The sequence below is a fragment of the Pseudacidovorax intermedius genome (assembly GCF_001476815.1).
In the GTDB taxonomy this organism is placed as follows: domain Bacteria; phylum Pseudomonadota; class Gammaproteobacteria; order Burkholderiales; family Burkholderiaceae_C; genus Xenophilus; species Xenophilus intermedius_A.
Window position 1 is genome coordinate 1 of the sequence record NZ_LDSL01000001.1, and the last position, 25,110, is coordinate 25,110.

The window sequence follows — 25,110 nt, forward strand, 5'->3', positions numbered from 1 at the left end:
CAGCGTCTCGGCGCCGGCGGTGCTGCTGGTGCTGCCGCCGGCGCCGAGACGCTGACCCGCGTGCTGGCCTATGCCGACCGCGTCCGCGGCCTGCAGACCAGCGACGCCGTCGCCGAAATCGCCCGCCTGGGCGATCCCGGCGAATCCGCGCCGCTGCAGATGCAGCTGGCCCTGGCGCTGGCGCAGACCCGCAACCCGGCCGACCTGGCCCGCGCCACCGCGCTGATGCAGCGCGTCGCCGCCAGCACGCAGGCCGACAGCCAGCCGCTGCAGGCGCTGGCGCGCGTGCTGGCTGCGCGCTACCTGGAACAGCGCCGCGTCGAGGACGACCGCGACCGGCAGGTGGCCCAGCTCAAGGAAGCGCAGCGCCGCATCGACCACCTGAACGACCGCATCGAGGCGCTGCGCGCCATCGAGCGCAGCTTCGGCCGGCCCAGCGGCACAGCCCGGCCGTCGCCCTGAACACCCGCCCCTGCGCCCCCTTCCACCCGACCCAGGCCAAGCCATGAGCGACACCTCCAAAGCCGCCGCCCCCGGTGCCCGCATCCTGGTGGTGGACGACGATGCCGACATGCTGCGGCTGCTGTCGCTGCGGCTGGCGGCGGCGGGCTACCAGGTCACGGCCGTCACTTCGGCCGAGTCGGCGCTGACGCAGCTGGAGATCGAACATCCCCGCCTGGTGCTCAGCGACGTGCGCCTGCCCGGGCGCGACGGGCTGCAGCTGTTCGACGAGATCCGCAAGCGCCATCCCACGCTGCCGGTGATCCTGCTCACGGCGCACGGCACCATTCCCGACGCGGTGGAAGCGACGTCCCGCGGCGTCTTCACCTACCTCACCAAGCCCTACGACGCGCGCGAGCTGCTCGACAAGATCGGCCAGGCGCTGGCCCTTGGCGCGCCGGCCGCCACGCCGGCCGCGGGCGGCGACGAGAGCTGGCGCGCCGAGATCGTCAGCCGCTCCAGCCGCATGGCCGAGGTGCTGGCCGAGGCGCGCATGGTGGCCAAGTCCGACGCCAGCGTGCTGCTGCGCGGCGACTCCGGCACCGGCAAGGAAGTGCTGGCCCGCGCCATCCACAAGGCCAGCGACCGGGCGCGCAAGCCCTTCGTGGCGGTCAACTGCGGCGCCATTCCTGAAGCGCTGCTCGAATCCGAGCTGTTCGGCCACGTCAAGGGCGCCTTCACCGACGCCCATGCCAACCACAAGGGCCTGTTCCAGCAGGCCGACGGCGGCACGCTGATGCTGGACGAAATCGGCGACATGCCGCCCGCCCTGCAGGTCAAGCTGCTGCGCGTGCTGCAGGAGCGTGCGGTGCGTCCGGTGGGCGCCACCCAGGCCATCGCGGTGGACGTGCGCATCATCTCGGCCACCCACCGCGACCTGGAGGCGGCCATGGCGGCCGCCCAGTTCCGCGAGGACCTGTACTACCGCCTGAACGTCGTCACCCTCACCCTGCCGCCGCTGTCGGCGCGGCGCGAGGACATCCCGCTGCTGGCCAACCATTTCCTGCAGCGGCTGGCCGGCAAGTACGGCAAGCGGCTGTCGGGCTTCGCGCCGGAGGCGCTCAAGGCGCTGACCACGTCGCCCTGGCCGGGCAACATCCGCCAGCTCTACAACGTGGTGGAACAGGTGTGCGCCCTGTCCAGCTCGCCGCTCATTCCGCTGGCGCTGGTGCAGCGGGCGTTGCGCGTGCCCTCGGTGGAGGTGCTGACCTATGCCGAGGCCAAGCAGCGCTTCGAGCGCGACTACCTGGTCGGCCTGCTCAAGCTGACCGACGGCAATGTCGCCGACGCCGCCCGCCTGGCCGACCGCAACCGCACCGAGTTCTACCGCCTGCTGCAGAAGCACGAGCTCACGCCGGGCCACTTCAAAAACGAGGGTGTCGCTGGCCCCTCGGACGCTGTCGCCGACGAGCGACAGGGCTAAGTCCTTGATTTAGCTGGATTCCGTCCCCCGCACCCAAGGAGTTGTCGGGCTGCGGCGACAAAAATCAGGGTTTTCAGCAGGTCGGGCTGAAAATTTTGCAGAATCGGTCGAGAAAATCCTCTCAAGTCACTGATTCATAAGAACAAAGTTGTGTTGGCATGGGGATTGCCCTATAGCCTGCATGACTCACCCCACCACCTCCCCTGTCATCCTGCGCCCGCAGCGTGATGCACTGCGCCGCAAGGCCGCGCAGACGTCCCGCGTTCGGGCCTTCCGGAGCCAGACCCACGCGCCGGCGCTGTCCGCCAGCGCCTCGGCGGACTGCGTGTTCAAGCGCCTCCCCGCCATCGGTGAGACCCCCATTTCGAATTTCCAGCACTGGTAAGGCCTCGCCATGAAACCGAACGAGTTCTCGCACCTGAAGGTCCTGACGCCCGAGCAGTTCCAGTCGCGCCGCCCTGCCGCGCGCGAGGAACGCCATCCCAACGCGGTCACGGCGCCGCCGATCAACCGCGGCTCCATGACGCCCCGCCCCTGGCGCGGCTTCTGGAACAGCATCGGCACCGCCCTGCTGCTCAAGATGGGCGCCGGCCGCGCCCCCGCGGCCGCCCAGCCCGCCGGCCCCGTCCAGCCCTGGGAGCGCGCTGCCAAGCGCCGCCGCCTGACCTTCACGATGCTGGCCCTGCTCAGCACCGTGCTGGCCTCTGTGCTCTTCGCGCAGGTGCAGCCGGAATACGACAGCGCCCTGCTCGAGTACGGTCAGATCGCCCTGTACGGCCTGCTGTCCGGCTGGGTCGTCACCGGCTTCGTGACCGCGCTGATGGGCTTCTACGTGTCCGTGCGCGGCGACAAGTACGCCCTGTCGGCCAAGCAGGTCGTGGACCATCCGATGAACCCGGAGGCCCGCACCGCCATCATCATGCCGATCTGCAACGAGGACGTGGCCACGGTGTTCGCCGGCCTGCGCGCCACCTGCGAATCGGTGGCCAACACCGGCCACGCGAAGCAGTTCGACGTGTTCGTGCTGTCCGACAGCTACAACCCCGAGATTGCCAAGGCCGAACGCGCCGCCTGGGAAGAACTGCGCGCCGCCCTGGCCCAGACCTTCGCCGACAGCCCGAACAAGCCGCAGGTCGAGGTGTACTACCGCCTGCGCACCCGCCGCACGCACCGCAAGGCCGGCAACGTGGCCGATTTCTGCCGCCGCTGGGGCAAGGACTACCGCTACATGGTCGTGCTCGACGCCGATTCGGTGATGAGCGGCGACTGCCTGACCTCGATGGTCAAGCTGATGGAAGCCAACCCCACCGCCGGCATCATCCAGACCGCCACGCAGGCCATCGGCCACGTGACCCTGCACGCTCGCGCCCAGCAGTTCGCCAGCCGCGTGACCGGCCGCCTGTTCACCCTGGGCATGCAGTTCTGGCAGCTGGGCGAGTCGCACTACTGGGGCCACAACGCCATCATCCGCGTCGCGCCCTTCATGGAGCACTGCGCCCTGGCCCCGATCAAGGGCACGGGCGGCATGTCCGGCGGCATCATGAGCCACGACTTCGTCGAGGCCGCCCTGATGCGCCGCGCCGGCTACCACGTGTGGCTGGTGTCCGACCTGGTCGGCAGCTACGAGCAGCAACCGCCGGACCTGCTGGCCGAACTGCAGCGTGACCGCCGCTGGTGCCAGGGCAACCTGCAGAACGCCCGCCTGATGGCCGAGCCCGGCATCCACCCGGTGCACCGTGCCATGTTCGTGACCGGCACCATGGCCTATGTGTCCGCGCCCCTGTGGCTGGCCTTCATGACCCTGGGCACCGCCCTGTGGCTGACGGGTTCGCGCCTGATCGAGAACTGGTCGGTGCTGCCGATGGAACTGGCCGGCCTGTGGATCTGGACGCTGTGCCTGCTGTTCCTGCCCCGCCTGCTGGGCGTGGCCGCCGTGTTCATGCGCGGCGAGCAGAAGAACTTCGGCGGCGCCTTCAGCCTGTTCAAGAGCGCTGCGCTCGAAAGCGTCATGGCCATCGTGCAGGCCCCAGTGCGCATGCTGGCCCACTCGCTGTTCGTGATCGTCGCCCTGACCGGCATCAAGCTGGACTGGAAGTCGCCCCCGCGGGAAGCCGCTGCCGTGCCCTGGAGCGAGGCCTTCAACCGCCTGGCCCCGATGAGCGGCCTGATCGTGGTGCTCGCCTGCGGCGTGGCCCTGATCGACGCCAGCGCCCTGGTGTGGCTCATGCCCGTCGGCCTGCCGCTGCTGCTGGCCATTCCGATGGCCGTGCTGACCAGCCGCATCGACGTCGGCAGCGTGATGCGCGAGCGCCACTACCTGCTGATTCCCGAGGAATCGCGCTCGCCCGCCGTGCTGCGTCGCGCCTGGGCCCATGCCGACCGGCTGGCGCTGAAGGCAGCCTGAGTCAGGCCCCTCGTCCAAACAAAAACGCCCGCGAATTTCGCGGGCGTTTTCTTTTGGGAGATCGGTTCGGGGCTTGCCGAAGGGGGTATGGGTCGGAGGGCTTGCGCCCAGGCTTCGACAGGCTCAGCCCGAACGGATTGGGATCAACCGGACCGGCGGACCCGGCGGATCCGATGGGACCGATGTCCGCCTCAGAAGGGCAGCTTGGGCCCGCCGGGGCCGCCCACGCCAGGCATCCCCGGCATGCCTTTCATGCCACCCAGGCGCTTCATCATCTTCATGAGGCCGCCGCCCTTCATCTTCTTCATCATGCCCTGCATCTGCTCGAACTCGTTGAGCAGGCGGTTGACCTCCTGCACCTGCACGCCGGCACCGGTGGCGATGCGTTTCTTGCGGCTGGCCTTGATGAGCTCGGGCTTGCGGCGCTCGGTGGGCGTCATGCTATGGATGATGCCCTCCTTGCGGCGGATGTCGCGCTCGGCGCGCGTCAGGTCGGCCTCGCTGGCCTTGGCGGCCAGTTGCGTCGGCAGCTTGTCCATGAAGCTGGACAGGCCGCCCATCTGCTTCATCTGCTGCAGCTGGGCCAGGAAGTCCTCCAGGTCGAAATGGCCGCTCTTGACCTTGGTGGCGAGCTTCTTGGCCGCCTCCAGGTCCACGCCGGCCGAGACCTGCTCGACCAGCGCCACGATGTCGCCCATGCCCAGGATGCGGCCGGCATGGCGCTCGGCGTCGAACACCTCCAGGCCGTCGATCTTCTCGCTGGTGCCGGCGAACTTGATCGGCACGCCGGTGATCTGCCGCACCGACAGCGCGGCGCCGCCGCGCGAGTCGCCGTCCATCTTGGTCAGGATGATGCCGGTCAGCGGCAGCGCTTCCTTGAAGGCCTTGGCGGTGTTGACCGCGTCCTGGCCCTGCATGGCGTCGACGACGAACAGGGTTTCGACGGGATTCAGGGCGCCGTGCAGCGTCTTGATTTCCTCCATCAGCACCTCGTCGATGGCCAGGCGGCCGGCGGTGTCGACCAGCAGCACGTCGAAGTAATGGCGCCTGGCGTGGTCCAGCGCGGCGCGGGCGATGTCCAGCGGCTTCTGGTCGGGCGTGCTGGGGAACCATTCCGCGCCCGCCTGCTTCGTCACCGTCTTGAGCTGCTCGATGGCCGCCGGGCGATACACGTCGCCCGACACGGTCAGCACCTTCTTCTTGCGCTTCTCGATCAGGTGCTTGGCCAGCTTGGCGGTGGTGGTGGTCTTGCCGGCGCCCTGCAGGCCGGCCATGAGCACCACAGCCGGCGGCTGGGCGTTGAGGTTGATGTCCGAGACGCCCTCGCCCATCGTCGCCGCCAGCTCGCGGTTGACGATGCCCACCAGCGCCTGGCCGGGCTTGAGGGAGCCCAGCACCTCCTCGCCCATCGCCTTGTCCTTGACGCGGTTGACGAAGTCGCGCACAACGGGCAGCGCCACGTCGGCCTCGAGCAGCGCCATGCGCACCTCGCGCATCATGTCCTGCACGTTGGTTTCGGTGATGCGCGCCTGTCCGCTCATCTGCTTGACGAGGCGGGAGAACTTGTCGGTGAGGGCGGTGGCCATGGGGGTGTGGGAATGAGGGCTGGAGGGCATCGGCGCCGTTGCGGCGGCCGCGGGCCGTGGGTGGCACGGCGGGGTGTCTGCGGGCCCGGCCGGCAGGAGGCCAAAGGCTAAACTCAGCGGATGATTCTAGCGAGCCCCTCCCCACTCAGCGTGGCCCTGGGCATCGCCACGGCTGCGGCATACGGCGTGGCCGCCCTCCTCTCCGACCGGCTCAACCGCGGCGCCACGCAGGCCGTGGTGGCGGTGGCCTGGCTGCTGCACGCGGCAGCACTGGCCACCGGGCTGCTGCCGGGCACGCCGCACTTCGGCTTCGCCCCGGCGCTGTCGATGACGGCCTGGCTGGTGATGACCGTCTATGCGGTGGAGAGCCGGCTGTTTCCGGGCCTCACGGTACGGCGCGTGCTCGCCATGCTGGGCGCGCTGGCGGCCCTGCTGGCGGCGGCCTTCCCGGGCACGCCGCTGCACATGTCGGCCTCGCCCTGGCTGCCGCTGCACCTGGCGCTGGGCATCGCCTCCTACGGCCTGTTCGGCGCGGCCGTGGTGCATGCCTGGCTGATGACGCGTGCCGAGCGCCGCATCCGCCAGGCGGCCGATCCCCATGCCGGCCTGCCGCTGCTGACGCTGGAGCGCCTGACCTTCCGCTTCGTCACCGCCGGCTTCGTGCTGCTGTCGGCCACGCTGCTGGCCGGCCTGCTGTTCAGCGAGACGCTCTACGGCCCGCAGGTGCGCGCCTGGAAATGGGACCACAAGACGGTGTTCTCGCTGCTGGCCTGGCTGAGCTTCGCCATCCTCCTGGCCGGGCGCCACCGCTTCGGCTGGCGCGGGCGCACCGCCAAACGGGTGCTCTATGCCGGCGCCGTGCTGCTGCTGCTGGCCTACGTGGGCTCGCGCTTCGTGCTCGAGGTGGTGCTGCACCGCGCGCCGGCCTGAACGCATGAAGTACCTGCTCGTGATCGCCGTGGTGGCCGTGGCCATCTGGATCTGGCGGCGCAACCGCCAGGACGAACTGGACGAGGCCCGCCCACGGCCGCAGCCGCGGCCGGCGGTCAAGGGCCCGCAGCCCATGGTGCGCTGCAGTCACTGCGGCATGCACCTGCCTGCGACCGAGGCCATCGACGGTCCGGGCGGCCCCTTCTGCAGCGAACGGCACCGCCAGGCCGCACGCCGATGAGCGGCCAGCGGGCCCGGCCCGCCCATTCGGACTGGGCCGCGCTGGAGCCGCGGGCCGAGCGCAGCCAGGCCCTGCTGCGCGTGTGGCGCGGCTTCATGACGGCGCGGCCCGCGGTGGGCGTCCTGCTGCTGGTGCTGCAGGGCATCGCGGTCGCGCTCGGCCAGCCGCCGCACCTGCCCACGCTGGCCCTGACGACGCTGTACGCCGCCTTCGCCTTCGTCGAGCGCCTGCGCACGCCCAGCCGCCTGCCGCTGCGCCGGCTGGGCCTGAGCTGGCTGCGCTGCATCGGGCTGGACCTGGCGGTGTTCGCCCTGCTGCAGGGCCTGCAGGCGGGCGCCGTCAACTACACGCCGCTGTTCGCGCTGCCCATCCTGATGGCCGCCGTCGCCGGTGGCCTGCTGGTGGGCCTGGCCACCACCTCGGCGGCCACGCTGCTGCTGCTGGCCGAGGCCCTGCGCTTCCAGTTCACCGCCGCGCCCGACGCGCCGGGGCGGCTGCTGCAGGCGGCGCTGACCGGCATCGGCCTGTACGTGCTGGCCTTCCTCGCCAACCAGCTGGCCCAGCGCCTGACCCGCGAGGAAGCCCGGGCCAGCCACAGCCAGGATTCGGCCGAGGTGCAGGCGCGCATCAACGTGCTGGTGATCGAAGCGCTGGCCGAAGGCGTGCTGGTGGTGGACGAAGGCGGCCGGGTGCACACCGCCAACCCGGCGGCCGATGCCATGCTCGGCGGCGGCCTGGACGGCGCCGCGCTGCCGCGCGCGCTGGCCGCGAACCCGGCCTGGCAGCCGCTGGCGGAACTGGCGCGGCGCACCTTCGACGAACGCGCCGACCAGAGCGCCGACCTGCCCGTGGCCCAGCCGCACACCGCGCCGCGCGAGCTGCGGCTGCGCACCCGGCTCACCGCCGTCGAAGGCGCGCTCGACCGCGGCTTCTGCGTCATGTTCCTGCAGGACCTGCGTGCGCTCGAGGCCCGCATCCGCACCGAGAAAATGGCCGCCATGGGCCGCATGTCGGCCGCGGTGGCGCACGAGATCCGCAATCCGCTGGCCGCCATCACCCAGGCCAGCGCCCTGCTCGACGAGGACCTGGCCGAGCCTTCGCAGAAGCAGCTCAACGCCATGGTGCAGCAGAACGCGCGCCGCCTCGGCCGCATCGTGGACGAGGTGCTGGACGTGGCCCGGGCCCGCCAGCAGGGCGGCGACCCCGGCCGCGGCACGGCCCTGCCCCTGGCGGCCGGCGCCTATGCCATGGTCGACGAATGGAGCCGCCAGAGCGGCCGGACCCGGCCGGTGCTGCGGCTGGTCGAGCGGCTGCCGGCGGTGCGCTTCAACGAGGAGCACCTGCGCCGCATCCTGGTCAACCTGCTGGACAACGCGGCCCGCTACGCCGGGCCCGACGCGGCGGCGATCCAGGTGCACACCTTCGCCGCCGGCGACGGCCGGCCCACGCTGGTGGTCTGGAGCGACGGGCCGCCGCTGGAGCCTGGCGTCGAGCGCCACTTGTTCGAGCCCTTCTTTTCATCGGAAAGCCGGTCGAGCGGCCTGGGCCTGTTCATCTGCCGCGAGCTGTGCGAGCGCCACGGCGCCACCATCCGCTACGAGCGCCTGCGGCCCGAGCCCGGCGCGCCCGCCGGCAATGCCTTCGTGCTCGGCTTCGCCACGGCCGGCGAGGCGGCTTTGCCACAATAGCCCGCGTGAGCAGCTCCCCCGCAACGCCGTCGGCGCAGATCCTGGTCGTGGACGACGAGCCCGACCTGCGCACCCTCTACGAGATGACCCTGCTGCGCGAGGGCTACCAGGTCGAGGCGGCCAGCAGCGTGGCCGAAGCCTGGCAGCACCTGCAGTCGCGCCGCTTCGACGCCGTCATCACCGACATGCGCCTGCCCGACGGGCTGGGCCTGGAGCTGCTGCAGCGCATCGCCCAGCAGCAGCGCAGCGAACGCTGCGTGGTGATGACCGCCTACGGCTCGGCCGAGAACGCGGTCGAGGCGCTGAAGGCCGGCGCCTTCGACTACCTGACCAAGCCGGTGGACCTCAAGCAGTTCCGCAGCGTGGTCGCCTCCGCCGTGCAGGAGCGGGCCGGCACCGCCGGCAACCGGCCGCCTTCCGCGCCGGCACCCGCACCCGCCCCGGCCGTCACGCCGCCGTCCGCTCCGCCCGCCGTGGGCGTCGCCATGCCGGCGGACACGCCCGATGCCGCCCGCGCCGCGCTGGCCCGGCTGGTGGGCGAGTCGGACGCCATGCGCGCCGTCAAGGCCCGCATCGTGCGCGTGGCGCGCGGCATGGCGCCGGTGCTGGTGCATGGCGAATCGGGCACCGGCAAGGAGCTGGTCGCGCGCGCCCTGCATGCCTGCAGCCAGCGGGCGGGCGGGCCCTTCGTGGCCGTCAACTGCGGCGCCATTCCCGAGACCCTGCTCGAGGCCGAGTTCTTCGGCGCGCGCAAGGGCTCCTACACCGGTGCGCTGCAGGACCGCGAGGGCTACTTCCAGGCCGCGCAGGGCGGCACGCTCTTCCTCGACGAGATCGGCGACCTGCCGCTGACCATGCAGTCCAAGCTGCTGCGCGCCATCCAGGAGCGCCGCGTGCGGCCGCTGGGCACCGCGCAGGAGGAAGTGGTGGACGTGCGCATCGTCAGCGCCACGCACAAGGACCTGCAGGCCGAGGTGCAGGCCGGCCGCTTCCGGCAGGACCTGTTCTACCGCCTCAACGTGATCGAGATCCGGCTGCCGGCCCTGCGCGACCGGCGCGAGGACCTGTCGGCCCTGTGCGAGGCGCTGCTCGCCCGCATCGCCGAGGACAGCGGCCAGCCGGTGCCGGCGATGTCCATGCAGGTGCTGCTCAAGCTGGAGTCGCATCCGCTGCGCGGCAACGTGCGCGAACTGGAGAACCTGCTGCACCGCGCCGTGGCGCTGAGCGAGGGCGACGTGCTGCAGCTCGACATGGACGGCAGCGCCGGCGACGGCCGCTCGCACGAACTGCCGCTGCCGCTGTTCGCCGCGGCCGACGCGGCGCCTGGCCAGGCGCCGCTGCCCGGTCCGCCGGCCTTCCCGCCCCACATGCCCGGTGTCGGCGAGCCGCCCGTGCCCGCCGACCTGCAGCGCTACCTGGACGACCAGGAGCGGGCGATCGTCGAGCGCGCCCTGCACGAGGCCGGCTTCAACCGCACGGCCGCGGCGGCGCGGCTGGGCCTGAGCCTGCGCCAGATCCGCTACCGCATCGCGCGGCTGGGCATCGCCGTGCCCCATGGCGATGACGAATGAGCGGCCGGCCGGCGACGCCGCCTGGGACGGCGGCTGGCTGCGCACCGCGCGGCGGCTCGATTCGCCCAACTTCGGCCCGCGCCCGCCCGGCGCCTGCATCGACCTGCTGGTGGTGCATTCCATCAGCCTGCCGCCCGGCCGCTATGGCGGCGACGAGGTGCAGCGCCTCTTCACCAACCGGCTCGACTGGGATGCGCACCCCTACTTCGGGCAGATCCGCGGCCTGGAAGTCTCGGCCCATTTCTACATCCGCCGCGACGGCGCGCTCTGGCAGTTCGTGAGCGCGGACGACCGGGCCTGGCATGCCGGGGCCTCGCAGTGGCGTGGCCGCGCCAACTGCAACGACGACTCGGTGGGCGTCGAGCTGGAGGGCCTGGAAGGCGACCGCTTCGAAGACGCCCAGTACGACGTACTGGCCGTTCTGGCCGCGGCCCTCGCCGACCGCTACCCGATCGCCCACGTCGCCGGCCACGAACACATCGCACCCGGCCGCAAGCAGGACCCCGGCCCCGGCTTCGACTGGCGCCGGCTCGGCCGGCTGTTGCAGGGGCGCCGCATCGCCCTGCCGCCGTCGCGCTGAAATTTTTCAATCGCTGCCGGCGCCGCGATGCCACCGCCGCCCGCCGGGGCCCGCGCGACGCGGTGCCGGCCGAAGCCACTGTCCATGCGGTTTTCGGCAGCAAACCGGCTGCCAGAGCGCATCCGCACTGCGTTCGCCGCGGCAACACCCACTGCCACTGGGCTCGCGCGGCAGACCGGGAATTCGCGTGTCGGTCAAGGGTGTCCCGGCGACGCGACCAAACACTACAGGTAGCGCATTGGCACCCTCCAAAACACCAGATATAGTGCCCTTCCATCGGCGCTGCGCCCGGCCTTCCAGGCCCCTGCGGCCAGCCGCCCACCCGACATCCGACACCCCAAATACAAGAGGAAACGCATGCAAGCTGCCTTGAACTCCCCTGCCTCCGCCACCCTCAACCCGCCCTCGGCCCCCGCCGGCCGCGACGTGGCGGGCACCACGGCCCCGGCCCTCGCCCACTACCAGATCATCCGCCGCAACGGCGCCGTGGTGCCCTTCGCACCCGAGAAGATCAGCGTGGCGATGATGAAGGCCTTCCTGGCGGTGCATGGAACCCAGGGCGCGGCCTCGGCCAGCGTGCGCGAGACGGTCGACGGCCTGACCCAGGCCGTGGTGCGCGCGCTGGTGCGCTCGCGTCCGGGCGGCGGCACCTTCCACATCGAGGACGTGCAGGACCAGGTCGAGCTGGGCCTGATGCGCGGCGGCTACCAGGAAGTCGCCCGCGCCTACGTGCTCTACCGCGAGCGCCGCGCGCAGGAACGCTCCAAGCACGTCGAGCAGACCGCCGCCGTCGCCGCCCCCCAGCTGCACGTGCTGGACGGCGGCGCGCGCGTGCCGCTGGACATGGGCGCCCTGCAGTCGCTGCTGCAGTCGGCCTGCACCGGCCTGGGCGAGGGCGTGAAGGCCGAGCCCATCGTGGCCGAGACCATGCGCAACCTGTACGACGGCGTGCCGCTGGACGAGGTGTACAAGGCGTCGATCCTGGCCGCCCGCACGCTGATCGAGAAGGACCCCGACTACACCTACGCCACCGCGCGCCTTCTGCTGCACACCATCGTCAAGGAGGTGCTGGGCCGCGAGACCACCCAGGCCGATATGGGCGCCGCCTATGCCGACTACTTCCCACAGTTCATCAAGAAGGGCGTGGAGAACGAGCTGCTCGACGAGAAGCTGCTGCAGTACGACCTGGCCCGCCTGGGCGCTGCCCTCAAGGCCGACCGCGACCTGAAGTTCGACTACCTGGGCCTGCAGACCCTGTACGACCGCTACTTCCTGCACGTGCGCAAGAGCCGCATCGAGCTGCCGCAGGCCTTCTTCATGCGCGTGGCCATGGGCCTGGCGCTCAATGAGATCGACCGCGAAGCGCGCGCCATCGAGTTCTACGAAGTGCTGTCGAGCTTCGACTTCATGTCGTCCACGCCCACGCTGTTCAACAGCGGCACGCTGCGCTCGCAGCTGTCCTCCTGCTACCTGACCACGGTGCCCGACGACCTGGACGGCATCTACGAGTCGATCAAGGAAAACGCGCTGCTGTCCAAGTTCGCCGGCGGCCTGGGCAACGACTGGACCCGCGTGCGCGCCCTGGGCTCGCACATCAAGGGCACCAACGGCGAATCGCAGGGCGTCGTGCCCTTCCTCAAGGTGGTCAACGACACGGCCGTGGCCGTCAACCAGGGCGGCAAGCGCAAGGGTGCCGTCTGCACGTATCTCGAAACGTGGCACCTGGACATCGAGGAGTTCCTGGAGCTGCGCAAGAACACGGGTGACGACCGCCGCCGCACCCACGACATGAACACGGCCAACTGGATCCCCGACCTGTTCATGCGCCGCGTGATGGAAAAGGGCAGCTGGACGCTGTTCTCGCCCTCTTCCGTGCCCGACCTGCACGACCTGTTCGGCGCCGACTTCGAGAAGGCCTACGTCGCCTACGAAGAGAAGGCCGCCCGCGGCGAGATCAAGCCCGCCAAGACGGTGCCCGCCACCGACCTGTGGCGCAAGATGCTCTCGATGCTATTCGAGACCGGCCATCCCTGGATCACCTTCAAGGACGCCTGCAACGTGCGCTCGCCCCAGCAGCATGCCGGCGTCGTGCACTCGTCCAACCTCTGCACCGAGATCACGCTCAACACCAGCGACACCGAGACCGCCGTCTGCAATCTGGGCTCGGTCAACCTGCTGCAGCACCTGAAGGACGGCGGCGTCGACCACGAGAAGCTCAAGAAGACCATCGCGGTCGCCATGCGCATGCTGGACAACGTGATCGACATCAATTACTACGCCGTCAAGAAGGCCCGCGACTCGAACATGCGCCACCGCCCGGTGGGCCTGGGCCTGATGGGCTTCCAGGACGCGCTGTACGAGCTGCGCATCCCCTACGCCAGCGAGCAGGCCGTCGACTTCGCCGACAAGTCGATGGAAGCCATCTGCTACTACGCCTACTGGGCCTCCACCGAGCTGGCCGCCGAGCGTGGCCGCTACAACAGCTTCAAGGGCTCGCTGTGGGACAAGGGCATCCTGCCGATCGACTCGCTCGACCTGCTGGAAAAGGCCCGCGGCGGCTATGTGGAGGTGGACCGCTCGCGCACCCTCGACTGGGACGCGCTGCGCGCCAAGATCGCGAGGGACGGCATGCGCAACTCCAACTGCGTGGCCATCGCGCCGACGGCGACCATCTCCAACATCATCGGCGTCGATGCGTCGATCGAGCCCTGCTTCGGCAACCTGTCGGTCAAGTCCAACCTGTCGGGCGAATTCACCGTCATCAACCACTACCTGGTGCGCGACCTCAAGCGCCTGGGCCTGTGGGACGACGTGATGGTGATGGACCTCAAGCACTTCGACGGCTCGCTGCGTCCCATCGACCGCGTGCCGCAGGACGTGAAGGCGCTGTACGCCACGGCCTTCGAGGTCGAGCCGCAGTGGCTGGTCGAAGCCGCCGCCCGCCGCCAGAAGTGGATCGACCAGGCGCAGAGCCTGAACATCTACATGGCCGGCGCCTCGGGCAAGAAGCTGCACGACACCTACACGCTGGCCTGGACCCGCGGCCTCAAGACCACCTACTACCTGCGCACCATCAGCGCCACGCACGCCGAGAAGTCGACCGTGCAATCGAGCCGCCTCAACGCCGTGTCCTCCGGCGGCGGCTCGTCGATGGCGATGCAGCCCGCCGCCGTCGCCAGCGCACCGAGCGCGCTCGAAGCCGCAGCCGCTGCCGCACAGGCGCAGATGAATGCGGTGCCCGCCACCGACATCAAGTTCTGCGCCATCGACGATCCGGGCTGCGAAGCCTGCCAGTGATCGCGGCGCGCGACGCGCGTCGATGCATGCGTTCCTGCACGAAGCAGGAACGCATGCCTTCATGTCGGGGCATCGGACGACAGACCCGATGCCCAGGCACAACAGAATTCAGCAACGACACAGCCGAAGAACTTTTCAAGCGCATGTCGTTGCTCTGATAATTGAGCATTGGATTTTTCTATGTTGACCTGGGACGACGAAGTCAAGCCCGCCAATTCGGGCACGCTGTCGAATGCATCGGACATCGCCGCTGGCCGGCCGATGGCTTCCCCATCTTCTTCCGCTTCCTTTGCACAGCCCGCGCTGGCCACGCACAGCTTCGCCGCGCCTGCGCAGCCTGCCGCGACGGCCACCGCTGCAGCGCGCCGCGTGAATGCCGCCGACAAGCGCATCATCAACGGCCAGACCGACGTCAACCAGCTGGTGCCCTTCAAGTACAAGTGGGCCTGGGAAAAGTACCTCGCCACCTGCGCCAACCACTGGATGCCGCAGGAGGTCAACATGAACCGCGACATCGCCCTCTGGAAGGACCCGAACGGCCTGACCGAGGACGAGCGCCGCATCGTCAAGCGCAACCTCGGCTTCTTCGTCACCGCCGATTCGCTGGCCGCCAACAACATCGTGCTGGGCACCTACCGGCACATCACCGCGCCCGAATGCCGCCAGTTCCTGCTGCGCCAGGCCTTCGAGGAAGCGATCCACACCCACGCCTACCAGTACATCGTCGAGTCGCTGGGCCTGGACGAGTCCGAGATCTTCAACGCCTACAACGAAGTCCAGTCGATCCGCGACAAGGACGAGTTCCTGATCCCGTTCATCGACGCGATCATGGACCCCGACTTCAAGACCGGCACGCCCGAGACCGACCAGACGCTGCTCAAGTCGCTGATCGTCTTCGCCTGCCTGATGGAAGGCCTGTTCTTCTACGTCGGCTTCACGCAGATCCTCGCGCTCGGCCGCCAGAACAAGATGACCGGTGCCGCCGAGCAGTACCAGTACATCCTGCGCGACGAGTCGATGCACTGCAACTTCGGCATCGACCTGATCAACCAGCTCAAGCTCGAGAACCCGCACCTGTGGACGCCCGAGTTCAAGGCCGAGATCAAGGCCCTGTTCCAGAAGGCCGTCGAGCTCGAATACCGCTATGCCGAAGACACCATGCCGCGCGGCGTGCTCGGCATGAATGCCTCCATGTTCAAGGGCTACCTGCGCTACATCGCCAACCGGCGTGCCACGCAGATCGGCCTGGAAGCGCTCTTCCCGAACGAAGAAAACCCGTTCCCCTGGATGAGCGAAATGATCGACCTGAAGAAAGAGCGCAATTTCTTTGAAACCCGCGTGATCGAATACCAGTCGGGTGGTGCGCTCTCATGGGACTGAGCAATCCTCTTTCCTGAAGGACGAATGGATCTGAGACCCGCCCCGAACGCCAGACGCACCCCAGAGTGCGGCGTCCGGGGCTTTCCCATTCGTGGTGGCGGGGTGTGCCCCGATGCCACGGATCGCGGGCCGCAGGCACACGGGCGGCCCGTGCAATTCGAAGGTTGATTTCCAACTTGATCAAGGAGAAAGAAATGGCAACTGCAAAGAAGGCGCCGGCCAAGAAGGTCGCTGCAAAGAAGGCCGCTCCGGCCAAGAAGGTCGCGGCGAAGAAGGCGGCTCCGGCCAAGAAGGCCGCCGCGCCGGCGAAGAAGGTCGCGGCCAAGAAGGCAGCGCCCGCCAAGAAGGTCGCCGCGAAGAAGGCAGCCCCCGCCAAGAAGGCGGCGCCGGCGAAGAAGGTTGCGGCCAAGAAGGCTGCACCGGCCAAGAAGGTCGCGGCGAAGAAGGCTGCGCCCGCCAAGAAGGCCGCCGCACCGGCCAAGAAGGTCGCGGCCAAGAAGGCAGCGCCCGCGAAGAAGGTCGCCGCCAAGAAGGCGGCACCGGCCAAGAAGGTTGCGGCCAAGAAGACGACGGCTGCCAAGACCGCTGCCCCCAAGGCCCCCGCCAAGAAGGCGGCGGCCAAGAAGGCATCGGCCAAGAAGCCTGCCCCTGCCAAGGCCCCTGCCCCTGCGGCCGCTGCGCCTGCCGCTGCACCCGCAGCCCAGACCACGCTGAGCCCGCAGGCCGCCTGGCCCTTCCCGACGGCCAGCAAGCCCTGAGGCTGAACGAAGCGCCGCGTGAGCGGCCTTCGATCTCGAACCCGGCGACCGCAAGGCGCCGGGTTTTTTCATGGGCGCAGCGCGCGCCTCAAGCGCGGTGCACGTGGCTCAAAGGCCGAGCGCAGCGCGGTCCACCTGGTAGTTTTGCGGCCCGCGCTGCGCGATCTTGAGTGCGCCCAGGCGGTTGCCGAGCTCGGCGCAGCGCACGAGGTCCCAGCCCTGCTCCAGGCCATACAGCAGGCCGCCGCGCCAAGCATCGCCGCAGCCCGTGGGATCGACCACCGCCTCGGGCGCGACCGGCGCCACGCGTGTGGCCTCGCCGCCGACCCACACGTCGCAGCCTTCGGCGCCCAGCGTGACCACCATGCCGCGCACGCGGCGCGAGATCTCGGCCGCGCTCCAGCCGGTGCGCTCGCTGAGCATGCGGCCCTCGTAGTCGTTGACGACGACCCAGTCGGCCTGCTCGATGAAGTGCGCGAGCTCCTTGCCGTCGAACATGGGCAGGCCCTGGCCCGGGTCGAAGACGAAGGGAATGCCGGCGGCCTTGAACTGGGCCGCGTGCTGCACCATGGCCTCGCGGCCGTCGGGCGCGATGATGCCGAGGCGGATGTCCTCGCGCGGCGCGATGCGGTTGCGGTGCGCCTGCTGCATCGCGCCGGGGTGGAAGGCGGTGATCTGGTTGTTGTCGCGGTCGGTCATGATCATGGCCTGCGCGGTATAGCTGTCGTCGATCTGCAGGATGAACTCGGTGCCCACGCCCAGCTCCTTGAGGCGCTGCACGTAGTCGGCGCCATCGCTGCCCACCGCCGCCATCGGCAGGGCGCGGCCGCCCAGCGCGTTGAGGCTGTAGGCGATGTTGCCGGCGCAGCCGCCGAAGTCGCGGCGCAGGGCCGGCACCAGGAAGGACACGTTCAGGATGTGCAGCTGGTCGGGCAGGATCTGCTCGGCGAAGCGGCCCTCGAAGGTCATGATGGTGTCGAATGCGAGCGAGCCGCAGATCACGGAAGCCATGGCGGGGTCAATCCTGCTGGAAGGTTGGAGGAATAGGAAAGGAAGACGGAAAGCGGCACGGGGCGGCGGCGTGGGCGCGCGTCCGGTCAGGGATAGAAGGCCAGCACGCTATGGCCGACCACGGCGGGCAGGGCGCGGCCGGGTGCGGGGCTGAGCTGCAGGGCCAGCGCGAGTTCGGCCTCGGTGCGGCCCGCGAGCGTGGCGCTGCGGCCCATCTGTGCCGGCAGGATCACGCGGCGCACCACGGGCCGCTCGGAGCCGTCGAGCAGGGACAGCTCGATGGCCGGCATGGCCACGGCCTGGGCCGAGGCGTTGCGCAGCGTGAAGACCAGGCGATACCGGCCGTCGGCGCCGTCGCGCATCAGGGTGGAGCCGTCGACGCGGATGTCGTCGATGCGGCGCGGCGCCTCGAGGGTGCAGGCGGTGGCGCGGCACAGCGCCTCCAGCACCGGGCGCAGCGCCGGGCGCTCGGCCGCCCAGTGGTTGCGTTCGTGGCGCATGGCCTGCGCGGCCAGCAGCGCACCGAGCAGCAGGGCGGCTGCAGCCCAGAGGACGCGGGCGGTGCGCGACGACTGCGCGCGCGGCGCTGTGGCGGCGTCCGGGGTGTCGAGGAAGCTGGGCCGGGGAAGCGCGGGCGCCGCCGCGTCGGCGGTGGGGAGCGCCTCGGCATCGGGCACGCGCAGCGGCGAGGCCATGGGGGGAATGGGTTCGTGCGCGTCGGCGCGCTCAGGCGCTGGCTCGTCCACGTGTGTTTGCGGTGGCTCCGGCGCATCCGCGGGGGCCTGCGCCGCCATGGTCGCCGGACCCTCGGTGCGCGCCGGAACGTGCGCATCGGCCACGTCCCGCGCGCCGGATGGCTCTGCCGCGTCGGTGTGCAGATGGGCGCCGAGGGACGGGGGCGCATCGTCGGCCGACCAGCCGGGCTCCACCGGCTCGGGGCGCTGCGCCCTGGCCGGCGACACGGCCTGCGCCGAGGCACCACGGCCGGGCCGCAGGAAGCTGGCGAGCGTGGTGGATTCGCCGGCAGCGGAAGGCCGGCCGCGGCGCAGCACGCGGCTGATCTGGGCTTCGGCGGGGGCGGGCAGCACGCGCGATGGCGGGCTCGTCGGCGCGGGTGCCGGGGCCGCCGCGCTGGGGCCCAGGGGCGGTGGCGCATCTTCCGCAGCGGGCGTGACGTCCAGCGTCGGCGCGGAGGATGCGGCGGACGACGGCCGGCCCGGGGTGGCGCCGGACGCAGGCAGGTCAAGCCATTCGACCGAAGGCCAGGCGGGCGGGGCCGCCGCCGGATGCGTCTCCTGCGCGCCGCCTGCGACCTCGTCCTCCCCGTCCGGTGGCGTCGCATCCTGGGCGTGCGTCGGCTCCCATCCATCGTGCGCGGCCGTTCCTTCCTGGGCGATCGGCGGCGCCGGCGTCTCCTGTCCGGGCAAAGACAGGGCGGCGGCGTCGGGCAGCATCGCCGGCAATGGGGACGGAGACGGAGGCACCATCTGCACCGCGCCGGGCGCCGGACCGCCGGGGCCGGCCAGCGTCTTCCAGCGCCCGTCGGGCATCTGCTCCCGCAGGTCGGCCTGGGCATCGAACACCTCACCGCACCGGCCGCAGCGCACCCATCCTTCGGACAGGCGCAACTGGTCGCGCACCACCTTGAAGGCGGTGCTGCAGGACGGGCAGCGCGTGACGAGGCTCACGGACGCACCTCCGAGGCGGCCGGACGGGCGAGCATCGGCCGACCTCCGGCTTCGCCTGCGGGGGGAGGACCCTTCGGAGCGGCCGGCCGGGCGCTCATCCCGCGCGGCGGCCCGTCATCAGGATCCAGCCGTCCTCGGTGTCGGCCACCTCCAGCGCGAGCCAGGGCGCGTAGGCCGCCTTCAGCTCGTCGGCCTGGCGTGCCAGGATGCCGGCCAGCACCAGGTGGCCGCCGGCACGCACATGGGCGCACAGCAGCGGCGCCAGCACCTTCAGCGGTGTGGCGAGGATGTTGGCCAGGACGGTGTCGTACTCGCCGCGGGCCAGCTCGGGCAGGCCGGGGTTGAGCCGAACCGCATTGGCCTCGGCATTGAGGCGGGTGGATTCGACCGCGGCCTCGTCGATGTCCACCGCGTCGATGTCCGGCGCGCCGAACTTGGCGGCGCCGATGGCCAGGATCCCGGAGCCGCAGCCGTAGTCGAGCACGCGCCGGCCCAGCACAGCGGCGGGCTGCCGGGCGATCCAGCGCAGGCACATGCGGGTGGTCGGATGGGTGCCGGTGCCGAAAGCCAGGCCCGGGTCGAGGCGGATCACCTGCACCGCCTGCGCGGGCGGTTCGTGCCAGGTCGGCACGATCCAGAAGCTGTCGGTGATCTCCACCGGGGCGAACTGCGACTGGGTGAGGCGCACCCAGTCCTGCTCGGGCACCTCAGCGATGCCGGCCAGGCTGCAGCCCTCGAAGAAGTCCTGCGCCTGCAGCAGGGCGGCCGCCTCGTCGGCCTTGGCACGGGTGTCGAAGAGGGCCACCACGCGCGAGCGCTGCCAGCCTTCGCGCGGCGGCGGCATGCCGGGTTCGCCGAACAGGGCCTGCTCGGCCTCGGTGTGGGCATCGGCGTCTTCCACCGAGACGGACAGGGCATCGAGCGCATCGAGCGCATCGCCCAGCACTTCGACCCGGTCTTCGGGCGCCAGCAGCCGCAGTTCGAACATGAATCGCCTTTCACACGGCCCGCCCGCGCATCCGCGCCGGACCATCCAACAAGAACGCCGCGGACCGGAGAGCCGGCCGCGGCGCCAACAGTCATCCAAAGTATCGCCGGTGCCGCCTGCCGCGCCCAGACCATGTGCGCAGATGGCCACGCCAAGGCCAGCACCGGAAACAGGACGAGACGAGAACGCTGACAGGGACAAGCCCAGGACCTGGGCCAGCACCAGCACCAGCACCAGCACCAGCACCTACTATCGCCGGCCCGCCCCGCACCACCCGAAGCCACCGGCCGCGGAGCAGGCCATGCGCGAACATCCGCGGATCCGGCTCCGCCGGTCCGCAGGATGTGCCCCCCACGGGGGGTAGGCGGAGCGCGAAGCGCGCAGCCTGGGGGGCTTACCTTTTATGCGCCGCCATCCACTCTTCCAGATAGTGGATGTTGGTGCCGCCCGCCATGAACTTGGCGTCCACCATCAGCTCGCGGTGCAGCGGGATGTTGGTCAGGATGCCCTCGACCACCGTCTCGTTCAGCGCCGTGCGCATGCGGGCCATGGCCTGCTCGCGCGTGTCGCCGTAGACGATCAGCTTGCCGATCATCGAGTCGTAGTTCGGCGGCACGAAGTAGTTGGTGTAGATGTGCGAATCGACGCGCACGCCCGGGCCACCCGGCGGGTGCCACATGGTGATGCGGCCCGGCGAGGGCGTGAACTTGCGCGGGTCCTCGGCGTTGATGCGGCACTCGATCGCGTGGCCCTTGATCTGGATCTGCCGCTGCGTGAAGGGCAGCTTCTCGCCGGCGGCGACCATGATCTGCGTCTTGACGATGTCGATGCCGGTCACCAGCTCCGTCACCGGATGCTCCACCTGCACGCGGGTGTTCATCTCGATGAAGTAGAACTCGCCGTTCTCGTACAGGAACTCGAAGGTGCCCGCACCGCGGTAGCCGATCTTCTTGCAGGCGGCAGCGCAGCGTTCGCCGATCTTCTCGATCAGCTTGCGCGGAATGCCCGGCGCGGGCGATTCCTCGATCACCTTCTGGTGGCGGCGCTGCATGGAGCAGTCGCGCTCGCCCAGGTAGACGGCGTTCTTGTGCTTGTCCGCGAGGATCTGGATCTCGACGTGCCGCGGGTTCTGGAGGAACTTCTCCATGTACACGGCCGGATTGTTGAAGGCCGCGGCCGCCTCGGCCTTGGTCATCTGGATGGCGTTGATGAGCGCAGCCTCGGTGTGCACCACGCGCATGCCGCGGCCACCGCCGCCGCCGGCGGCCTTGATGATCACCGGATAGCCGATGGCGCGGGCGATGCGCTTGTTGGCCGCCGCATCGTCCGACAGCTCGCCGTCGGAGCCGGGCACGCAGGGCACGCCGGCCTTGATCATGGCCTGCTTGGCCGACACCTTGTCGCCCATGATGCGGATCGACTCGGGCGTGGGGCCGATGAACTGGAAGCCGCTCTGCTCCACGCGCTCGGCGAAGTCCGCGTTCTCGGACAGGAAGCCGTAGCCGGGGTGGATGGCCTCCGCATCCGTCACCTCGGCGGCCGAGATGATGGCGGGCATGTTCAGGTAGCTCTGCGACGACGGCGCGGGGCCGATGCACACGGCTTCCTCGGCCAGCTTGACGTACTTGGCCTCGCGGTCGGCCTCGGAATAGACCATGACCGCCTTGATGCCCAGCTCGCTGCAGGCGCGCTGGATCCTCAGGGCGATCTCGCCGCGGTTCGCGACCAGGATCTTCTTAAACATTGCAGCCTCCGCGGCTCGATCGCCCGCACGCTGCGCGTGCCAGTGCAATGTGTCGGCCTTCGGCCGTCCGCGCTTGAGCGCGAACGCCGCGGTTGGCGACCAGGATCTTCTTGAACATTCAGCGGCTCACTCGATGATGAACAGCGGCTGGCCGTATTCGACGGCCTGGCCGTTCTCGCCGAGGATCTGCTTCACGGTGCCGGACTTGTCGGCCTCGATCTCGTTGAGGATCTTCATGGCCTCGATGATGCAGAGGGTGTCGCCCTCCTTCACCTGGGCACCCACTTCCACGAAGGCCGGGGCGCCGGGGCTGGCCGAGCGGTAGAAGGTGCCCACCATGGGCGACTTCACCACATGACCGGTCGGCGCCGCTTCGGCCGGGGCCGCGGCCGCCTGGCCGACAGGCGCCGCCGCGGGCGCCATCGCGGCCGGGGCCGCCTGGGGCACGGCGGCCTGCACGTACTGAACCGGGGCGGCTTCGCCCGCCTTGACGATGCGCACCTTGCCTTCGGCTTCGGTGATCTCGAGTTCGGAAATATTGGATTCAGACACCAGGTCGATCAGTGTCTTGAGTTTGCGCAGATCCATGATCCTCCAGCGCCGGCCTGCGAGGGCCGTCTATCGAACTTGCTTGAAATTCGGCGTACGTCGGCGTTTTGACGCCATCTGCCGAGAAGGTCGCGGATTCTAGCCGTGAACCACTGCGCGCTGCCAAGCCTGGAGATCGGCCGACTCGACCTTCCCCATTCTACGGGCGTGTACGCCGCCGCCTACATCCATCACCATCGTGAAGGGCAGCCCCCCGCTCTCGTTGCCCAGCGCCTTGACGAGGGTCAAGGCCTGCGCACCCGCCACGCCGATGGGAAAGCCGACCGGCACACGCCGCAGGAACCGATCGACAGGCTCGGCACGATCGACGGCGATGCCCACCACTTGCCAGCCATTGGCCGCCTGTTCACGGTGGAAGCGATCCAGCAGCGGCATTTCCTCCACGCACGGCGGGCACCAGGTCGCCCAGAAATTGACCAGCGTGGGTTTGCCCCGCAGATCGGCCAGGACGAGCTCGCCGGTGCCGCCAGGCCGCGGCAGACGCAGGGACCAGAGCGCGTCGGGCACCTCGCCGCCTCGCGCGTCGGCACCGAGTTCGCCGTGCATCCACCAGGCCGCGCCAGCGCCAGCCGCGGCCACTGCCGCGGCGCCATAGGCCAGCCACTGGCGGCGATTCGCGCTCACTCGTCGGCCTCCACCAGACGGCGTACGGCGGCCAGATCGCCGCGCGGCGTGCGCCCCTGGCTGTCGGGACGCAGGGCGCCGCGCAGGTCGTCCAGGTCGTAGACCATCAGATGCACGCCCACCTCGGTGCCCAGTTCGCGGCTGCGCGCGTGCACACTCAGCGCCTCCACGCTCTCGCCGTGGAAGCCGGTCACCGTGCGCGGTTCGTAATCGACCCGGTGGTCGATGAGGGCGATCTCCGCCGATTTGGAGTCATCGCAGAACAACTGGATGTAGATGTCGCTCAGGCGGGTGGCGGTACCGTGCCAGACGGAGCCGCCCAGATGAGGGCGGAACGCCGCCATGTGCGTCATCCATTCCAGCGCCAGCCGGCGCAGCGCCTGCAGTTCGGCCGGCTGGGTGTCGGCGCAGAAGATGCGGATGTAGTCGCGCACCTCCTCTTCCACCTCGTCGTTGCCGGGCAGGGCGGTGCGCTGCGGCAGGCCCAGGTCGCGCAGGGCACGGCGCTTGGCGGGGCCGTATTCCAGGCCTTCCTCGACGATGAGGCGGGCGGCGGCGGCGGCGATGTCGCGCTTGGCGGAGTCCATCGGCGCATTGTGCCGCCGCACTGCGGCAACCGGGGCGGACGGCCCTGCGGCCCTTCCTAGAATCCGGCGATGCATATTCACATCCTCGGCATCTGCGGCACCTTCATGGGCGGCCTGGCCGCCCTGGCCCGCGAGGCCGGCCACCGCGTCACCGGCTGCGACGCGGGCGTCTATCCGCCGATGAGCACCCAGCTGCGCGAGCTCGGCATCGAACTGATCGAAGGCTATGGCGCGGACCAGCTGGCGCTCGCGCCCGACATGTTCGTGATCGGCAATGTCGTCTCCCGCGCGCGGCTGGCCGACGGCGGCCCCAAGTTCCCGCTGATGGAAGCGATCCTGGATGCCGGCGCCCCCTACACCAGCGGCCCGCAGTGGCTGGCCGAGCACGTGCTGCAGGGCCGCCACGTGCTGGCCGTGGCCGGCACCCACGGCAAGACCACGACCACCTCGATGCTGACCTGGGTGCTGGCGCAGGCCGGCCTGCAGCCGGGCTTCCTGGTCGGGGGCGTGCCGCTGGACTTCGGCGTCTCCGCGCGACTGGGCGGCGGGGCGGCCAAGACGCCGGCGCCCTTCGTCATCGAGGCCGACGAATACGACACCGCCTTCTTCGACAAGCGCAGCAAGTTCGTCCACTACCGGCCGCGCACGGCGGTGCTGAACAACCTGGAATTCGACCACGCGGACATCTTCGACGACCTGGCGGCCATCGAGCGGCAGTTCCACCACCTGGTGCGCACCGTGCCCGCCAGCGGCCGGCTGGTCGTGCATGCCGGCGAGCAGAGCCTGGCGCGGGTGCTGGCCCAGGGCTGCTGGAGTGAGGTCACCCGCTTCGGCGACGCCCCGCAGGCGCAATGGCGCGCCCGCGGCCCGGCCCATGCCTTCGACGTGCTGCGCGACGGGGAAGCCGTCGGCCATGTGGCATGGGCCCTGAGCGGCCAGCACAACCAGGCCAATGCGCTGGCGGCCATCGCCGCCGCCGAGCATGTGGGCGTGGCGCCGGCACGGTCCGCCGAGGCGCTCTGCCGCTTCCGCAACGTGCGGCGCCGCATGGAGCTGCGTGGCGAGGTGGCCCGGGCCGGCGCCGCGCCGATCCGCGTGTACGACGACTTCGCCCACCATCCCACCGCCATCCAGACCACGCTGGACGGCCTGCGCCAGCGGCTGGACGCCGACGGGCGCCAGGGCGAGCGCATCCTGGCCATCTTCGAGCCGCGCAGCAACACCATGAAGCTCGGCACCATGGCCGCCCAGCTGCCGGACAGCCTGCGCGACGCCGCCCTCGCCTTCTGCCACACGGCCGGCCTGGACTGGGACGTCGCCGGCGCGCTCGCGCCCATGGGCGACCGCGCCGCCTGCTTCGCCGACATCGACGGCCTGGTCAAGGCCGTGGCCGACGCCGCGCGACCGGGCGACCACCTGGTGTGCATGAGCAACGGCGGCTTCGGCGGCATCCATGCCAAGCTGATCGCCGCCTTGCAGCAGGCCTGAACGAACGCCGGA

Annotated in this window: 19 protein-coding genes and 1 pseudogene; 12 read left to right on the forward strand and 8 right to left on the reverse strand. The window is 70.2% G+C overall.

Features of this window, described 5'->3' with window-relative positions:
- The 3 genes and pseudogenes from NS331_RS26510 to mdoH all read left to right on the forward strand — a co-directional run.
- A pseudogene (locus NS331_RS26510) lies at window positions 1–462 on the forward strand (hypothetical protein); the annotation flags it as partial.
- Window positions 463–505: 43 nt separating this feature from the next.
- The gene (locus tag NS331_RS00010; protein WP_058639976.1) at window positions 506–1,924 is read left to right on the forward strand and encodes a sigma 54-interacting transcriptional regulator; all 1,419 of its coding nucleotides are present in this window, start codon (window positions 506–508) and stop codon (window positions 1,922–1,924) included.
- Window positions 1,925–2,318: 394 nt separating this feature from the next.
- Window positions 2,319–4,328 (forward strand): glucans biosynthesis glucosyltransferase MdoH, encoded by a 2,010-nt coding sequence (gene mdoH / locus NS331_RS00020; protein WP_058639978.1) that lies wholly within the window; start codon window positions 2,319–2,321, stop codon window positions 4,326–4,328.
- A gap of 191 nt (window positions 4,329–4,519) precedes the next feature.
- On the opposite strand, the gene ffh is transcribed toward mdoH, so the two are convergent.
- Window positions 4,520–5,914, reverse strand: coding sequence for a signal recognition particle protein (ffh, locus tag NS331_RS00025; protein WP_058639979.1), 1,395 nt, complete (start codon window positions 5,912–5,914; stop codon window positions 4,520–4,522).
- Between the two features lie 120 nt (window positions 5,915–6,034).
- On the opposite strand from ffh, the gene NS331_RS00030 reads away from it, so the two are divergent.
- The 8 genes from NS331_RS00030 to NS331_RS00065 all read left to right on the forward strand — a co-directional run bounded on the left by NS331_RS00030 (window position 6,035) and on the right by NS331_RS00065 (window position 16,359).
- Window positions 6,035–6,844, forward strand: a complete 810-nt coding sequence (locus NS331_RS00030; protein WP_058639980.1) for a cytochrome C assembly family protein — start codon at window positions 6,035–6,037, stop codon at window positions 6,842–6,844.
- Window positions 6,845–6,848: 4 nt separating this feature from the next.
- The gene (locus NS331_RS00035) at window positions 6,849–7,085 is read left to right on the forward strand and encodes a PP0621 family protein (RefSeq protein WP_058639981.1); all 237 of its coding nucleotides are present in this window, start codon (window positions 6,849–6,851) and stop codon (window positions 7,083–7,085) included.
- On the forward strand, window positions 7,082–8,773 hold the full coding sequence (locus NS331_RS00040) for a sensor histidine kinase (protein ID WP_058639982.1): 1,692 nt from the start codon (window positions 7,082–7,084) through the stop codon (window positions 8,771–8,773). The genes NS331_RS00035 and NS331_RS00040 overlap by 4 nt, the downstream gene beginning before the upstream one ends.
- 83 nt (window positions 8,774–8,856) lie before the next feature.
- Window positions 8,857–10,344, forward strand: a complete 1,488-nt coding sequence (locus tag NS331_RS00045) for a sigma-54-dependent transcriptional regulator (protein WP_440589361.1) — start codon at window positions 8,857–8,859, stop codon at window positions 10,342–10,344.
- Window positions 10,328–10,924 (forward strand): 1,6-anhydro-N-acetylmuramyl-L-alanine amidase AmpD, encoded by a 597-nt coding sequence (ampD, locus tag NS331_RS00050; RefSeq protein ID WP_058640001.1) that lies wholly within the window; start codon window positions 10,328–10,330, stop codon window positions 10,922–10,924. The genes NS331_RS00045 and ampD overlap by 17 nt, the downstream gene beginning before the upstream one ends.
- A gap of 357 nt (window positions 10,925–11,281) precedes the next feature.
- Window positions 11,282–14,221 carry a ribonucleoside-diphosphate reductase subunit alpha gene (locus NS331_RS00055; RefSeq protein WP_058639984.1) on the forward strand — a complete coding sequence of 980 codons (2,940 nt, stop codon included), beginning with the start codon at window positions 11,282–11,284 and terminating at the stop codon, window positions 14,219–14,221.
- A 180-nt stretch (window positions 14,222–14,401) separates the two neighbouring features.
- On the forward strand, window positions 14,402–15,601 hold the full coding sequence (locus NS331_RS00060) for a ribonucleotide-diphosphate reductase subunit beta (RefSeq protein WP_058639985.1): 1,200 nt from the start codon (window positions 14,402–14,404) through the stop codon (window positions 15,599–15,601).
- Window positions 15,602–15,795: 194 nt separating this feature from the next.
- Window positions 15,796–16,359, forward strand: a complete 564-nt coding sequence (locus tag NS331_RS00065) for a histone H1-like repetitive region-containing protein (RefSeq protein WP_058639986.1) — start codon at window positions 15,796–15,798, stop codon at window positions 16,357–16,359.
- A 108-nt stretch (window positions 16,360–16,467) separates the two neighbouring features.
- Here NS331_RS00065 and NS331_RS00070 read toward each other — a convergent pair whose 3' ends face one another.
- The 7 genes from NS331_RS00070 to NS331_RS00100 form a co-directional block, all read right to left on the reverse strand.
- Entirely contained in the window at window positions 16,468–17,370 is a 903-nt protein-coding gene (locus NS331_RS00070) for a carbohydrate kinase family protein (protein WP_058639987.1), read from the reverse strand.
- An 86-nt stretch (window positions 17,371–17,456) separates the two neighbouring features.
- Window positions 17,457–19,058 carry a DUF3426 domain-containing protein gene (locus tag NS331_RS00075; RefSeq protein WP_058639988.1) on the reverse strand — a complete coding sequence of 534 codons (1,602 nt, stop codon included), beginning with the start codon at window positions 19,056–19,058 and terminating at the stop codon, window positions 17,457–17,459.
- A 94-nt stretch (window positions 19,059–19,152) separates the two neighbouring features.
- Window positions 19,153–20,046, reverse strand: a complete 894-nt coding sequence (gene prmA / locus NS331_RS00080; protein ID WP_058639989.1) for a 50S ribosomal protein L11 methyltransferase — start codon at window positions 20,044–20,046, stop codon at window positions 19,153–19,155.
- A gap of 394 nt (window positions 20,047–20,440) precedes the next feature.
- Window positions 20,441–21,790, reverse strand: coding sequence for an acetyl-CoA carboxylase biotin carboxylase subunit (gene accC, locus NS331_RS00085; protein WP_058639990.1), 1,350 nt, complete (start codon window positions 21,788–21,790; stop codon window positions 20,441–20,443).
- Window positions 21,791–21,916: 126 nt separating this feature from the next.
- Window positions 21,917–22,378, reverse strand: a complete 462-nt coding sequence (gene accB, locus NS331_RS00090) for an acetyl-CoA carboxylase biotin carboxyl carrier protein (protein WP_058639991.1) — start codon at window positions 22,376–22,378, stop codon at window positions 21,917–21,919.
- A gap of 99 nt (window positions 22,379–22,477) precedes the next feature.
- On the reverse strand, window positions 22,478–23,023 hold the full coding sequence (locus tag NS331_RS00095; protein ID WP_058639992.1) for a TlpA family protein disulfide reductase: 546 nt from the start codon (window positions 23,021–23,023) through the stop codon (window positions 22,478–22,480).
- Window positions 23,020–23,610 (reverse strand): hypothetical protein, encoded by a 591-nt coding sequence (locus tag NS331_RS00100; RefSeq protein WP_058639993.1) that lies wholly within the window; start codon window positions 23,608–23,610, stop codon window positions 23,020–23,022. Before NS331_RS00100 ends, NS331_RS00095 begins: the two co-directional genes overlap by 4 nt.
- Window positions 23,611–23,679: 69 nt before the next feature.
- Between NS331_RS00100 and mpl the strand changes: the two genes are divergently transcribed.
- Window positions 23,680–25,098 (forward strand): UDP-N-acetylmuramate:L-alanyl-gamma-D-glutamyl-meso-diaminopimelate ligase, encoded by a 1,419-nt coding sequence (gene mpl, locus NS331_RS00105; protein ID WP_058639994.1) that lies wholly within the window; start codon window positions 23,680–23,682, stop codon window positions 25,096–25,098.
- Window positions 25,099–25,110: the final 12 nt, after the last annotated feature.